The 13,730-nt window shown below is 54.2% G+C and carries 14 protein-coding genes and 1 riboswitch; of the genes, 3 read left to right on the top strand and 11 right to left on the bottom strand.

The genetic code is table 11. The annotated features are described in order from the left end of the window. Positions 1-170: 170 nt before the first annotated feature. The 3 genes from N685_RS0109455 to N685_RS0109445 are packed head-to-tail and all read right to left on the bottom strand — an operon-like array spanning position 171 to position 2,289. Positions 171-1,151: an aldo/keto reductase gene (locus N685_RS0109455; protein WP_031407804.1), complete on the bottom strand. Its 981-nt coding sequence runs from the start codon at positions 1,149-1,151 to the stop codon at positions 171-173. Between the two features lie 48 nt (positions 1,152-1,199). Then, a complete protein-coding gene (locus tag N685_RS20295; RefSeq protein WP_031407801.1) occupies positions 1,200-1,379 on the bottom strand; it encodes a hypothetical protein in 180 nt (59 codons plus the stop codon). A gap of 58 nt (positions 1,380-1,437) precedes the next feature. Continuing rightward, a complete protein-coding gene (locus N685_RS0109445; RefSeq protein ID WP_031407799.1) occupies positions 1,438-2,289 on the bottom strand; it encodes an aldo/keto reductase in 852 nt (283 codons plus the stop codon). 218 nt (positions 2,290-2,507) lie between these two features. Here N685_RS0109445 and N685_RS0109440 point away from each other — a divergent pair, with 218 nt between their 5' ends. Both N685_RS0109440 and N685_RS0109435 read left to right on the top strand, forming a co-directional pair. After that, a complete protein-coding gene (locus N685_RS0109440) occupies positions 2,508-3,422 on the top strand; it encodes an AraC family transcriptional regulator (protein WP_031407797.1) in 915 nt (304 codons plus the stop codon). A 316-nt stretch (positions 3,423-3,738) separates the two neighbouring features. Continuing rightward, complete coding sequence (locus tag N685_RS0109435) at positions 3,739-4,287, top strand: TetR/AcrR family transcriptional regulator (protein WP_031407795.1); 549 nt, start codon at positions 3,739-3,741, stop codon at positions 4,285-4,287. Between the two features lie 57 nt (positions 4,288-4,344). On the opposite strand, the gene N685_RS0109430 is transcribed toward N685_RS0109435, so the two are convergent. From N685_RS0109430 to N685_RS0109410, 5 genes are all read right to left on the bottom strand, one after another. Beyond that, a complete protein-coding gene (locus N685_RS0109430; RefSeq protein ID WP_031407793.1) occupies positions 4,345-4,716 on the bottom strand; it encodes a DUF2255 family protein in 372 nt (123 codons plus the stop codon). 12 nt (positions 4,717-4,728) lie between these two features. Further along, positions 4,729-5,142 carry a (R)-mandelonitrile lyase gene (locus tag N685_RS0109425; protein ID WP_031407792.1) on the bottom strand — a complete coding sequence of 138 codons (414 nt, stop codon included), beginning with the start codon at positions 5,140-5,142 and terminating at the stop codon, positions 4,729-4,731. Positions 5,143-5,407: 265 nt separating this feature from the next. Continuing rightward, positions 5,408-6,073, bottom strand: coding sequence for a type 1 glutamine amidotransferase domain-containing protein (locus tag N685_RS0109420; RefSeq protein ID WP_031407790.1), 666 nt, complete (start codon positions 6,071-6,073; stop codon positions 5,408-5,410). Positions 6,074-6,369: 296 nt separating this feature from the next. Beyond that, positions 6,370-9,534, bottom strand: coding sequence for an MMPL family transporter (locus N685_RS0109415; RefSeq protein ID WP_031407788.1), 3,165 nt, complete (start codon positions 9,532-9,534; stop codon positions 6,370-6,372). Continuing rightward, positions 9,531-9,983 carry a MarR family winged helix-turn-helix transcriptional regulator gene (locus tag N685_RS0109410; protein ID WP_031407786.1) on the bottom strand — a complete coding sequence of 151 codons (453 nt, stop codon included), beginning with the start codon at positions 9,981-9,983 and terminating at the stop codon, positions 9,531-9,533. The genes N685_RS0109415 and N685_RS0109410 overlap by 4 nt, the downstream gene beginning before the upstream one ends. A 220-nt stretch (positions 9,984-10,203) precedes the next feature. Between N685_RS0109410 and N685_RS0109405 the strand changes: the two genes are divergently transcribed. Then, positions 10,204-11,493: an alkaline phosphatase gene (locus tag N685_RS0109405; protein WP_031407783.1), complete on the top strand. Its 1,290-nt coding sequence runs from the start codon at positions 10,204-10,206 to the stop codon at positions 11,491-11,493. Positions 11,494-11,756: 263 nt separating this feature from the next. On the opposite strand, the gene crcB is transcribed toward N685_RS0109405, so the two are convergent. The 3 genes from crcB to modA all read right to left on the bottom strand — a co-directional run bounded on the left by crcB (position 11,757) and on the right by modA (position 13,572). After that, on the bottom strand, positions 11,757-12,107 hold the full coding sequence (gene crcB, locus N685_RS0109400; protein ID WP_031407781.1) for a fluoride efflux transporter CrcB: 351 nt from the start codon (positions 12,105-12,107) through the stop codon (positions 11,757-11,759). Then, positions 12,104-12,490 carry a fluoride efflux transporter FluC gene (locus N685_RS0109395; protein ID WP_031407779.1) on the bottom strand — a complete coding sequence of 129 codons (387 nt, stop codon included), beginning with the start codon at positions 12,488-12,490 and terminating at the stop codon, positions 12,104-12,106. Before N685_RS0109395 ends, crcB begins: the two co-directional genes overlap by 4 nt. Before the next feature lie 46 nt (positions 12,491-12,536). Continuing rightward, positions 12,537-12,599, bottom strand: a riboswitch (Fluoride riboswitch). Positions 12,600-12,780: 181 nt separating this feature from the next. After that, entirely contained in the window at positions 12,781-13,572 is a 792-nt protein-coding gene (gene modA, locus N685_RS0109390; RefSeq protein WP_031407777.1) for a molybdate ABC transporter substrate-binding protein, read from the bottom strand. Positions 13,573-13,730: the final 158 nt, after the last annotated feature.

Genomic DNA, 13,730 nt, shown 5'->3' with positions numbered 1-13,730 from the left:
CAAGCCGGGTGTTTCGGACAGCCTTTTCCCCTAGAAGGCTGGTGAAAAACCGCTGATTCCTTTCATCAATGGGAGAATGAGCGAAAAGCAGGACCGATGTAACAAGGTTTTTCTAATTGAGAAATAACATTGTAAAGCGGTATCCACGATTAAATCACCAGCCTCCTAGGTTACCGATGGCCAACGACCGGATGCGGCACATACGGTTCTTCTAAATAAGCGATTTCTTCCGGCGTTAATGAAACGGATAGCGCACCGACAGCCTCTTCGAGATGGGACAGCTTCGTCGCCCCGACGATTGGCGCGGTGACCGGTTCTTTATGCAGCAGCCAAGCAAGCGCGATTTGCGCGCGCTTCACGCCGTGTTTTTTGGAGAGCTCAGCGACCCGTTCGATGATCACTCGATCCGCTTCGGCCGTGGTGTCGTATTTCGACCGTTGGATTTGATCGGTTTCCGAACGATGCGTTGTTTCCGATGCGTCGCGCGCCAGTCTTCCTGACGCCAGCGGGCTGTATGGAATGACGGCAATGTTTTCTTCTTGGCAAAGCGGCAACATTTCCCGTTCTTCCTCGCGATATATGAGATTATAATGATTTTGCATCGACACAAATTTCGTCCACCCGTGTTTTTCTGCTGTGTGGTTGGCTTTCAAAAACTGCCAGGCGTACATCGAAGAGGCGCCGATGTACCGCGCTTTTCCCGCTTTCACCACGTCATGCAGCGCTTCCATCGTTTCTTCAATCGGCGTATCGTAATCCCAGCGGTGAATTTGATACAGATCGACATAATCGGTGCCTAGACGTTTCAAACTTTTGTCGATCTCGCTCATGATGGCTTTTCGGGACAGCCCTTTCCGATTGGGTCCTTCGTGCACAGAGAAATACACTTTCGTGGCGATGACGATTTCCTCCCGATTGGCGTACTCTTTTAAAATGCGCCCGATAATTTCCTCACTCGTTCCGTCAGAATACACATTGGCCGTATCAAAAAAGTTAATCCCCAACTCAAGAGCTTTTTTGATGATCGGACGGCTTTTCTCCTCATCCAGCACCCACGGGTGAATCCATCGATCGGCGACGCCGAAGCTCATGCAGCCAAGGCAAATGCGCGACACGTCCAAACCGGTGTTGCCAAGTTTCACATATTCCATATCATTCCACCCCATCCTTTCCCTCTGTTTGCTCTACACTGTTTGCAATCATTCGTTGTCGAAACGGTGTGAAAAGCACGAAAGAAACGACCACAGCCAATGCGCTGCATCGAAAACATGCCCCCTGCGCTCCACAGCCGCATGAATGAGCGCAATCATCTCTTTTTTGTCCGCAGCCGGTCCATAACCGTAGCTCATCCCCATGCAGCCGAGCCCAATCGCGGACACTTCCAATCCCCTTTTGCCTAATTGGCGTTTTTGCCTCCTCTTCTCCCTTTATTTTCCGTTAAATTTCCAATCGGCGCTGGCAAAGCCATTTCACGATTTCCGGGTCGCGATGGGAAAAAAACAAGCTTTGCTTCGTATCAAGTGCGGCGATTTTGTTCATATCGTCTTGATCAAGCTCAAAATCAAAGATTTGGAAGTTCTCCACAATGCGCTCTTTATGCACCGACTTAGGAATCGCTACAATCCCCCTTTGTGTCAGCCAACGCAAAATGACTTGGGCAACAGATTTATGATGCTTTTTAGCGATGGATACTAACACTTCATTTTGGAAGATGCCATTTCTTCCTTCCGCAAACGGCGCCCACGACTCAAGTTGGACATTGTGCTGTTTCATCCATTCTGCACTCTCAATTTGCTGGCAGAACGGATGCGTCTCAATTTGGTTGACGGCTGGAGTCACTTCATGATGAAGAATCAAATCGATGAGACGATCCGTGTGGAAGTTGCTCACGCCAATCGCGCGAATTTTCCCTTCGCGATACAGTTCTTCCATGGCGCGCCATGAGCCGTATATATCACCAAATGGCTGGTGAATTAAATACAAATCAACATAATCGAGCTGCAACCGCTCGAGCGATCTCGCAAAGGCTCGTTTCGTGTTCTCATAGCCGGCGTCTTGAATCCACAGCTTCGTCGTCACAAAGATGTCTTCCCTTGGAATGCCGCTCCGTTTGATCGCCCGCCCGACCGCCTCTTCATTTTGATAAGCAGCTGCTGTGTCAATGAGGCGATAGCCGGTCATGAGCGCATCATAGACGCATTGTTCGCACAAATCTAAATCGGTGATTTGATATACACCAAACCCTAGGATCGGCATCTTAACGCCATTGTTCAACGTAACGGTTTGCATCGCACTCTCCCTTTCATCGTCATTTAGGTCACTCATATCGCCCAGAGGACGCGCTAGCAAGCTTCAAACTTAGCGTGCACCGGACAATGTCATTATGCCCCCTTTTGCCCAGCAACCGGTATCACAATCCTCGCAAATCATTGCCTAATTCTCTCAGACCTCTTTCGGTTGCGGAAGAAGTTTGCGTAAAATAATTGTAGTGGAAGGGGGAAAAACGATTGAAATCAATCATCGAACAACAACATGAATTGGCGGTGCTCATCGAGCGCCATACAGGAAAAGACGGCGTTTACGAAACAGAGATTCCATCGCTTCTTCTCTTTCGCGAATCGCATCCCACAACACCGAAACATGGCGTCCAACGCCCGGCGTTTTGCCTAATCGTGCAAGGCAGAAAAGATGTCTGGCTGGCGGGGGAACGGTTTACGTACAATCCGACCCACTATCTTGTCGCCTCTGTCGACTTGCCGGTTATTTCCCAAGTGGTCGAAGCAAGCGAACAGACGCCGTATTTGGCCTTGCGGATGGAATTTGCGCTCCATCAAATCGTCGAACTGCTGCAGCACACCGACAACGACGTTTTCCTGCAGAAAAAGCCAAAACGAGCAATGTTCGTCAGTGCGGTTGAGCCCCCGCTGCTCGATGCGGTCATGAGGCTCGTTCGCCTGCTCGACACCCCAGAACATATTGGCGTCTTAGCACCGATTTACAAAAAAGAAATTTTGTATCGCGTTTTGCACGGGCCGTATGGCGATGTCCTCCAGCAAATGGCTGTCCAAAACAGCCATGCCCGCCAAATTCATCATGTCATCGAATATATTAAAGAACACTATCATCAACCGATCCGCATCGAAGAGCTGGCTGATTTATCTCATATGAGCGCAGCATCGCTCCATCGTCATTTTAAAGAGGTGACAGGGATGAGCCCGATTCAGTTTCAAAAACAGCTGCGGCTTCAGGAAGCCCGGCGGCTCTTGTTAACAGAGTTGATCGATGCCGCTGATGTCGCCTTTCAAGTCGGCTATGAAAGCCCGTCACAGTTCAGCCGCGAATATTCCCGCCTATTCGGACGACCGCCGAAAGAAGATGCGAAACGTTTGCGGGCTGAATATGGAGACAGAGCGAATGCTTAGATGAAAGAGAGGCCGGTTTGTTCACAGGCCTCTCCTTGCTTCTTGCACGAACATCGATTCGCCTGATGTCGCGCCGTCTTCCTTCCTTGTTCATGCCAGCTGCTCGCCTGTCAATCCCTCGCATGCCCCCTGCAAGACGATGGAGCGCCTTCGTTGTTCAAACGTCACCGGCAAAATTCTTTCTCTACGAAAATCAATATTGATTCAATAATCAACATTCGTTTATTATTATCAAAAAAGCGGGTATGCGTCATCATTTGGCGATGATTCGATCAAAAATAGTCGACAATCTTTAGGAGAGGTGGGGAATTCAGTCATGGCGAAAATCGACCGCAGAGTCATCAAAAGCCAAGAAGCCATTAAAAATGCCGTCATTGAATTGATGGCGGAAAAACCGTTTGACGACATTACGATTCAAGAAATCGCCGATCGGGCAAACGTGAACCGGGGAACCATTTATCTCCATTACACGGATAAATACGATTTATTGGACAAGATGATCGAAGAACATATGGACAATTTGCGGCAGCTTTGCCGCGAGGCTTCCGATTTGACGTTTGAGGAAGGAAATTATATCTGGTACGAATACTTTGAACGCCATCGGCTCTTTTTCTCGACGATGTTATCGAGCAAAGGCGCTCCTTACTTCCGTCATCGTTTTTTACAGTTGGTGATCGAGGAATTCAAACCGGACGTCGACACATCGAACGGAAAGAACAAGGGGCTTAGCGAAGATCTTGTCTTGCAATTTTTTGCTTCCGCCGTCGTTGGAATTGTCGAATGGTGGTTCAAGCACGGCATGCCGCTTCCGGCGCGCGTCATCGCCGAACAGACAGGGCGGCTGTTGGACCGCAATTTTGACTAACAAAAAGCGTCACCGACCATTGCCTGTAGACGGCTGTCGGTGACGTTTCTGAAGCATTTAGCGTGGAACGATTTTGACCGTCGCCGCCCGAGCGCGGGTGCTGATCATCGCGTCGAGATACGGGCTTCCTTTGTACTTTTCCCGGTACGCGTCATCGATGAGGTCGTTGATGGATCCAGCAACCGGTTCGAATACGACTTCTTTCGTCATGCCGGCGACTGTAATCCGTCCAGCCCTTTGCCGGATGGCTGCTTGATACCAACGGGATTGCTGACCATGATAGGCGCGCACATAAAGAGAATCGCCGACAATCACCGACCAAACCCATGTCAGCGTTCCATACGTTTTGCCGTCCTCGCGGAACGGCGAAATGTGAAGATCATCAGCCGCAGCGATTTGGTGCAGCTCCTCGTTTGACCATGACGCCACGTTTTCCGCCCCCTATTCACTCTTGTGATATTGCTCATCACTCACTTTTTCGAGCCACTCGACCCCTTTGCCGTTGGCAACTCCCGTTAAGGCGATATGGGTCATCGCCGTGGTTGGTGTCGCTCCGTGCCAATGCTTGACGCCCGGCGGGAACCAAACGACATCCCCCGCCCGCACTTCACGAACGGGTCCACCCCATTCTTGCACCCACCCAACGCCGTAGGTAACGATCAATCGCTGCCCCGTCGGATGGATGTGCCATGCCGTGCGAGCCCCTGGCTCAAAGGTAACATACGCCGCCGAGTACGGGGCGAACTCATTTTCTTGAAAGAGTGAATCAACACGGACATAGCCGGTAAAATAGTCTTCTTGCCCTTTCGTTGACGGCTGGGCGCCGTTGCGGATGACCTCGATGGTTTCTCCCATTCTCGTTGGCTCCTTTCCGTTGTCATTCAGGCTGGCTGGCATTCCTCAACGTTTTTGAAAAGCTCAGCCTCATCGTGACATTTGTTTATTATGATAGCAAAGTTCAACTTCCAATCAATGGTTAAAATAGAGCAATTTGTTGATTAATGAACACGGATACGGAATTTGTAAAAAAGAAGACGCGCCTCGCTGTTTGGGCGCGTCTTGTCCTAGACGAGCGGGCGTACGTTCCGCTCGTCTCTCCAACTGTCTGTCATTCGCTTCCTCATGCCCGTTCTTCGAGCGCCGCGACGACTTTTTCCGCCGTGCTCCGGCTCGATTGCGGGTTTTGCCCGGTGATCAAGTTGCCGTCGCGCACCGAGAAATCGGTCCATTTCTCGCCGCGGACGAAATTCGCCCCGCGCAGGCGCAAGGTCGACTCAAGCAAAAACGGCATATGCACATCAAGCTCGACCTCGCGTTCTTCCTCATCGGTAAACGACGTGACCGTTTTCCCTTTCACGATCGGCGTCCCGTCTTTGTATGTCGCGTTCACCAACCCTGACGGCCCATGGCAGACAGCGGCGATGATCCGGCCGTCTTCGGCGAATTGCTGCAACACGTATTGCAGCGTTTCGTTGTCCGGGAAATCAAACATCGTCCCGTGTCCCCCGGGGAGAAAAATGGCGTCAAATCCATTCGCGTCATCTTTGCTTAAACGCGCCGTGTTTTTCAGCGCCGCTTCCGCCTCGGCCCAAGACGGGTCTTTCTCATTGATGCTGCGCGGATCCAAGGGCACGTCGCCGCCTTTGATGCTCGCCACTTTCACGTCATACCCTTTTTCTTTAAACACCAAATACGGCACGGCAAACTCTTCAAGCCAAAGCCCGGTTTTGTGATCGTCGGTGATCGTCGTATGGTTCGTCACCACCATAAGCACTCGTTTCGTCATGCCCGCCTTCCTCCTTTCCAGTCTAGAATGTTCTCTGCTTCTCATCATACTTTACATTGAGCGAAAACGAAAAAAATATGCTTATGAAACGGAAATGTCGTCATGATGGCGCAAACCATGCCTAAGAGCGCAGCGATTGTAAGGAACATGCCGCTTCACCGCATCCTGTGTCCAATCGAAAAACCGTGCCGTTTCGCTCGTTCGCTCACGGCGAGGAAAAACCGCTGCTGTTCACCGCCCCGCGAAAAAAGAAAGCCGCTTCCCGAATCATTTGGGAGCGGCAGCAGCCGGTCATTTTAACTAATTTTCTGCTGTTCGAGCCCATCCGCTTCGCTCACCGGCTGCCCAAACGGCCACCAGTTGGCGCGGCCGAACGTGTGGACCATGACCGGGACAAACAGCGGCAGGACGACAAGAGCGTAAAGCAAAAGCCCTGTCAATACAATCGTCGCGATTTGCAAGAGCGACAGAACGCCGGACGGATACATCGCAGCAAACGTCCCGCCCAAAATGACGGCGGCCGAGATGATGACCGTCCCCATATGGCCCATCGCTGACAGCATCGCTTCTCTCACCGGCCGGTCACGGTATTCGTTGAACCGGTCCATCAGGAAGATGCTGTAGTCGATGCCGAGGGCCATAAGCAGGACGAAGGCGAAAAACGACACCGCCCAGTTCAAGCCGGCATAGCCGAGGCCGTTGACGAAGATGAGCTCGGTGACGGCCATCGACGTGTAATACGTCAACACAAGCGACAAAATCAAGTAGAGCGGCATGATCAACGACCGGAGCAGGGCAGCCAGCACGATGGCGATCCCCGCCAGCATGAGCACCGCTGTGTGCCGATAGTCGGCGTTCGAAATCGCCCGCAAATCGGCATACGTGCTTGTGACGCCGCCGACGGCGATGCTCACCCCGTCCAGCTTTGCTCCTTTCACCGCCCGTTCGGCGGCGGCGCGAATGTCATCAATGCGGCCAAGCGCCGATATGGAATACGGATTTTCTTTGAAAATGACATCAAATGTGACGATGCGCCGGTCTTTTGACATATACGCGTCTTTCGCCTGCGCAAATTCTTTGCTTTCAAGCGCCGCTTTCGGCATATGCCAGCCGGCCATGTCCTTCGCCGGTGCCGATGACAAATCAGCCAAATACGTTTCCGCCGTTCCCAGACCGCTGGCCACCTTCTGCAAACCGGACGCGCTTTGGTCCAAGCCGTTGACAAGCTGGCCGAGCTGGCCGCCAAGGGCCGAGAAGTGCTCAAGCAGCTGCCGCTGGCCGCCGTTGACTTGCTCGAGGCCGGACGCGAATCGCGGCAGTTGATCAACGGCTTGTTGTTGGCCGTTGGCCGCTTTCGTCAAGCCGGCTTCAAGCTCGCCAAGCCCGGCGATGATTCGATCCAAACCGTCGTTAATCGCGGCTTGCCCGGCCGCCAGTTGGGCAAACGACTCATTCGCTTTCGCCAAGCCGGCGCGCGCTCGCTCAAGCGCCCCGTTCAACTTCGCCAAGCCGTTGGCCATGTCGTTCGTCCGGGCGGCCAAGGCGGCGACGGTCATTTTCGCTTGTTGATATTGCGCGTCTTGGGCGAGCTCCGGATGCGACTGCTCGACTTGCGCAAGCAGCGTTTGCACGGCGGCGAGCTGATCAGCGACCGCCTTGAGGCCCGTTTCGACTTGCCGGTATTGGCTGCTGATCGTCGCCAAGCCTTGTTCCGCCTGCTTGTAGCCGCCAAGCAGCTGGTTCGCGCCCTCTTGCAGTTTTTTGGCATTGGCGCGCAGGGTCGCCAAGCCGTTTTTCAACTCGCCGGCCCCGATCGCTCCGCGGCGCACGCCTTGTTCAATTTGGCTCAAGCCGCTTTGCAGCTGGCGCAGGCCGTTCTCAAGCCGCTCCGTTCCCGAGACGAGCTGGCCGATGCCGGATGACGCTTGCTTCAGCTGCGGCACGGAAGCGGAGAGCTGATTGCTTGCCGTCTCGAGCCCGGCGCCGATTTTCTCGATGCCGTCTTTGCCGGCGCCAAGGCCGTTTTTCAGCTGTTTCGCCTGCTCAGTGACAAACAGCTCTTTGATCGGCTCGCCTGTGGGCCGCGTCACCGAGCGGACGCTCGCCACACCGTCAACGTTTTCGACTTCGCGGCTGATTTTTTCGATCAACGCCATCCCTTTTTCGGAATCAAGCGGCTCTTTGCTTTTCAACACAATTTGTGTCGGCATGGCGTCTCCGGGATGAAAGTGGTCGGCAATAATGTCAAACGCTTTAACCGAGCGATAATGGTCGCCGATCTCTTCCATTGAATCAAATGACAGTTTGCCATCGTACGTCACAAGCACCGGCACCGTTACCGCTGCGACGATAGCGAGCGCCAGCAGCGGACGGGCGAACGCGAACCGGCCTGCCGCCAGCCAAAGTCGGCTTTGTCCGTGCTCAAGTTTCCCGCGAACCGGCCAAAACAGCTTCTCGCCAAGCACCGCCATGAAAAACGGCACGAGCGTCATAAGCGCCACCAGCAGCACCGCCACCCCAACGGCGACGGCGGCTGCCGATTGGTACAACTGAAATGTCGACAGTCCGATCGCGGCAAAGCCGATCATGACCGCCAATCCACTCGCCGCCACTGTTTTTCCCGCCGTCCGGTACGTGGCGATGACCGCTTCCGTGCGGTCACCGTGTTTCACTAGTTCTTCCTTAAACCGGCTTAAAAGCAAAATGCAGTAATCCGTTCCGATTCCGAACAACACGGCCACCAAAAATGTCTGCGTAAACGTCGACAGCGGAAAGTTGACCTCATCGACCAAAAACGCGACGATCGACTGAGAAACGACGTACGTCGCTCCGACCGTCAACAACGGAATCAACGACGCGACCGGCGAACGGAATACGGCCAACAGCACGATCAAAATAAAGACAACGGTAATTCCTTCCGTCTTTTTCACGCCTTCAAGCGAGCTGGTCACCACATCTTCATCGATCATCCACCCGCCGGTGAAATAATGCTCGACCTTGACGCCGTCCAAAGCCCGATAGAGCGCGTCCGTCAACTGTTTCGCCGTCCGCCCGGCCGGGTCGATGCGAATCGAAATGAGCATCGTCGTCCCGTCTTTGGACACCAGCTTTTTTTCCAGCTCCTTGTTGGCCAGCGGCGAAACGATTTCGGTAATATGCAGCTCGCTTTTTTTCTTTTCCAGTGCTTGAACCGCCTGTTCGATTTCCCGTTTGTCTTGCGCCGTCAATCCGTCTTTCTGATAAAAAACGAGCACGGTGGAGCGCTCATGTTCTTTGTTTTCCTGTTCGTTCGCCTCTTTGATCCATTTCGCCGCCAATGACGACGAATAGCCGTCCGGCACGCTCAGCTGCCCTTTCTCCCGAACGAGCTCGCCCATGTTCGGCGCGGTCATCATGAGCACCGCCGCGATGATGATCCAGCCGATGAACACGAACCATTTTCCTTTGATGATCGCTCTCATTTCGCTTCTTCCACCTCCTGCAGCACGCGGGCCAACCGTTCATACGTGCGGATGAACGTTTCAATTTCTTCTTCCGGGAAGCGGGCAATCACTTCTTCCACGAGCCGATAGACGTTCCGGTCCATTTCCGCAATCCATGCTTCCCCTTGTTCTGTCAGCGATAAGACGATGACGCGGCGATCGTTCCCGTCACGCTCGCGGCGCAGCCAGCCTTTGTCGACGAGGCGGTTCGTCATCGCCGTCACCGCGCTTTTGTTCACGCCGAACATCGCCGCCAGCTCGGTTGACGTGCACGTCCCCCGCCGGCGAATATAGCGAAGCAAATAATATTGGTCGTGCGTCATCTCTTCGCAAAGGCTGTCTTTGACAAGCGCCGCCCCGCGCTTCATCACGAGAAATGATACGGACAAATAACGGTCGATCCACTCGTCGATGTTTCGCCTTGCCACTTCTTCACCTCCCAGTCGTTGTATCCATCTTGGATCGTCCATTTGGTTCAACAATTGAACTATTAATCAATGTATCAGGCCAAAGAAAAAAAGTCAATGAAAGAGGAAGTGAACGTTTGGAACCATTCTTTACAAAACCGTTACATGGAATTCATCCCCATTTCATATGCCGCTTGTACAATCAAAATGACAAAATCATCTGAAAAGGGAGAGGAGAACGATGTTCCGAATGAAACGCCGCACGGCTTTGCTTATGGCCGGACTGAGCGTCGGGCTGACGCTGTATGCCGCCGGACAACGCACATGGGCTGCACCGGATAAGCCGGACAAGCCAGCCGGGCCACCGGCAGTGAAAAATGTCATCCTTTTTGTCGGCGACGGCATGGGCACCGCCCATCGCGATGCGATCCGCCTAGCCACGAAAGGGATCACGGGAGAATTGGAAATGGACGACATGCCGTACAGCGGGCTCATCCATACGAACTCCGCCGATCCGAAATCGTTCATCACCGACTCCGCCGCGGCAGCGACAGCGATAGCGACGGGCGTCAAAACGTACAACGGCGCCATCGCTGTTGATTTGCAAGGAAAACCGGTGGAAACGATTCTCGAACAAGCGAAAAAAGCCGGAAAAGCGACCGGGCTCGTCACGACCGCCCAAGTGACAGACGCCACCCCAGCGGCGTTCGGCGCCCATACCGCCAAGCGCTCGGCGCAAAGCGATATTGCCAAACAGTACATCGAACAAACGAAAGTGGACGTCATATTGGGCGGCGGCGAAGACTACTGGTATCCGGCCGGACAGCCCGGCTATTACCCCGACCATCCCGCTGAAGATCCCGAAGAAGGAAGCAAAGGCACGCAAGGAAACTTAGTGGAGCGCGCCAAGCAGCTCGGCTATACGTACGTCCGCACCGCCGATGAGCTGAAACAGGCAACGGGCCGCAAGCTGCTTGGGCTGTTTGCCAACGAGGAGATGTTCCAACAACGCCCCGAAGGAGAAGGGGATGTGTACAATCCCGCCGTGCCGCTGCCCGATATGACAAAAAAAGCGCTTGACGTGCTGTCGCAAAATAAAAAAGGCTTTTTCCTCGTTGTTGAAGAAGAAGCCATTGATGAAATGAGCCATGAAAACAACGGACCGCTCATGATCAAAGCCGGCCAGCAGCTTGACGAAGCGGTCGCCGTGGCGAAACAGTACGCCAAGCGCCATCGGGATACGCTCGTCCTCGTGCTCGCCGACCATGAATGCGGCGGCTTAACGGTGGAAACGCCAGGCGGCGCCGATGAGTCGGGAGACGGCAAAACGATTTCTGGCGAAGACGGCCCCTTTTCCATCGCTCATTCTGCGCAAACGTTCGCCTTGGACTGGACGACCACCGGCCACACCGCCGCCGATGTGCCGCTGACTGCCATGGGCCCGGGGGCGGAACGGTTTGTCGGCGTTTATGAAAATACGCGTATTCATGACATTCTCGAACAAGTATTGTTTGCGAAAAACAGAAGATAACGCCGTCTCCCTTTCGCTCGTTTCCCCGCTCGTTCCTTGCTTGTGGACAGGGCGGGGAAGATTTTTTGATCCATTCAACCAGTGCTTCTCCGCTCATGCGCCGTTGCGTTTGCCCCTATCTTCCGCGCCGGCCCGAACTGAGGAACAAGGCCGCGCTGCTTTTCCTCTGGCGGCTCATTGACCGACAGGGCTGCCTCATTTGCCCTAGTTGCCATCCAAACGGCAAGCGCGGCGGAAAAAGGCTTCAAGCTGACGTTCCTGCCTCATTGCCCTAGCTGCCAGCCAAACCATGCCAGCAGGATCCCGCAGGAGTAAGTGGCCGCCACATAACCGATCACCTTCGCCCATTGGCGTTGCTGCATCATTTGCACGCTTTCCCATTTAAACGTGGAAAACGTCGTGAACGCGCCCATAAAACCAGTGCCGATCAGTAGTTTTTCAGCATCGGCGGCGCCGCTTCCAGCCAGCCACCCGAGCAAAAACGAGCCAAGTAAGTTCACAATGAGCGTGCCGAGCGGGAAGCGCGGCGAGCGCCGGGCGGCCCAGCGGCTGACGGCGTAACGGCAGATGGCGCCAAAAAAACCGCCGATCATCACCAATAGCGGTGCCATCATCGGGCCATTTCCCCCTTTCGCTTTGGATGGGCGGCAGCGGAGCCCGCCCATGCCGCGGTTAGACCGCCGAACAAACTGGCGGCGATATAACCAGCGGCCATGCCCCATCGCCCTTGTTTCAGCAATTCGACACACTCGACGCTAAGGGTGGAAAACGTCGTATACGAGCCGACAAAACCAGTCGTCACCGCCGTTTGCAGCCATGGTGGCCACGCCGGGCGGCGGGTGAATGTGACCGCGAGCCAGCTGAGCAAAAACGAGCCTGTCCAATTGATGAAAAGCGTCGCAAACGGAAAGCCATGGGCGGCGGGAACAAGCAAACCGAGCCCATAACGGACAAGCGCGCCGATCATGCCGGCGATGCCGACGGCGAGATAGACCAATCAGACCCCCTCCTTCCTAAAAATGAACAGACTCCTGCCGCTTCCATTCGCAGCAGGAGTCATCAGCCGGAAACCGGCGGTTATGGCGAACTCCATCGCCTATGAAGTTCGGTTTTTCTTCATTGTACCATATGTCTTGGCTCGCTGTGAAGACCACCCTAGAAAGATGGGGATTGAAGCCGGCATGTTGCTTCCCTGCATCGTTTCTCAAATAGCCCCCTGTAGCATCGGTGCTGCTTTTCCCACATTCCCCCATCGATGAAGGGAAACAGTAGGCTTTCACGCGCTTTCTAACGGGCGCGGCGGAACCCGTGTTGTTCGAAGGTGTGGAGCGCCTGTTCACTCGTCAAATAAGAGTAAAACTCCCTTGCCTCCTTGAGATGTTTGCTCGTTTTGATCACGCCGAGCGGGTAGACGATCGGGCCGTGCATACTGCTTGGCACCGCGGCGGCGATGTTGACGTTGTCCGACACGAGCGCATCCGTCCGGTACACAAATCCGGCGTCGACGTTGCCGGTTTCCACGTAGGTCAGCACTTGGCGCACGTCTTTCGCGTAGACGAGCTTCGGTTTGACTTGCTTCCACAGCCCGGCCTTCTCTAGCGTTTGTTTCGCGTACATGCCGGCCGGCACCGACTCCGGAATGCCGATCGCCACCCGTTTGGCGCGGATCAGGTCACCGAGCGACCGAATCGCTCCTTCTCCTTGTTTTGGAACGATGAGCACCAGCTCGTTGGCGAGCACCGTTTTTTCGTGCCTAGAATCGATCAGCCCTTCTTGTTTCAGCTTCGCGAACGGCTCGACAGCGGCGGAAAAAAAGAGATCGACCGGCGCTCCTTCGGAAATTTGCTTTTGCAAAGCGCCCGATGCGCCAAAATTATAGTGAATACGGATGTTCGGATGCTTTCGTTCAAACGCCGTTTTCGCTTCTTCCAGCGCTTCTTGCAGACTGGCCGCGGCGGAAACAATCAGCTCTGTTTGGCCCGCTGATTCCATTCGCTCGGCGCGTTCTTTTCGATCGCCGCCGCAGCCATACAAACCGAACAACAAAAACACCGCGATGAGCCATGCCATGTTTCGCATTTACATCCCCCTTATCTTCGCCTAGAAGATCAGTGATTTCAGCAGAAAATCAGCGCAAAACCGGCCCTTCCCAATTGCGAAACGCTGACATACGCGCCGAAACGAAACGGAGGGTGTCCCAACAGGATGGAAACACCCTCTTTCGCTGCGATCTTGTT

This window comes from Geobacillus vulcani PSS1, assembly GCF_000733845.1.
Classification (GTDB): Bacteria; Bacillota; Bacilli; order Bacillales; family Anoxybacillaceae; genus Geobacillus; species Geobacillus vulcani.
Note: the sequence above shows the minus strand (reverse complement) of the source record. Positions and strands in the feature narration are given on the sequence as shown.

Excerpts from the sequence above, each read along its gene's own strand:
- N685_RS0109415 (WP_031407788.1), bottom strand. The coding sequence starts at position 9,534 with ATGAGAGCGATCATCAAAGGAAAATGGTTCGTGTTCATCGGCTGGATC.
- N685_RS0109405 (WP_031407783.1), top strand. The coding sequence starts at position 10,204 with ATGTTCCGAATGAAACGCCGCACGGCTTTGCTTATGGCCGGACTGAGC.
- N685_RS0109445 (WP_031407799.1), bottom strand. The coding sequence starts at position 2,289 with ATGCAAACCGTTACGTTGAACAATGGCGTTAAGATGCCGATCCTAGGG.
- N685_RS0109420 (WP_031407790.1), bottom strand. The coding sequence starts at position 6,073 with ATGACGAAACGAGTGCTTATGGTGGTGACGAACCATACGACGATCACC.
- N685_RS0109455 (WP_031407804.1), bottom strand. The coding sequence starts at position 1,151 with ATGGAATATGTGAAACTTGGCAACACCGGTTTGGACGTGTCGCGCATT.
- modA (WP_031407777.1), bottom strand. The coding sequence starts at position 13,572 with ATGCGAAACATGGCATGGCTCATCGCGGTGTTTTTGTTGTTCGGTTTG.
- crcB (WP_031407781.1), bottom strand. The coding sequence starts at position 12,107 with ATGATGGCACCGCTATTGGTGATGATCGGCGGTTTTTTTGGCGCCATC.
- N685_RS0109425 (WP_031407792.1), bottom strand. The coding sequence starts at position 5,142 with ATGGGAGAAACCATCGAGGTCATCCGCAACGGCGCCCAGCCGTCAACG.
- N685_RS0109435 (WP_031407795.1), top strand. The coding sequence starts at position 3,739 with ATGGCGAAAATCGACCGCAGAGTCATCAAAAGCCAAGAAGCCATTAAA.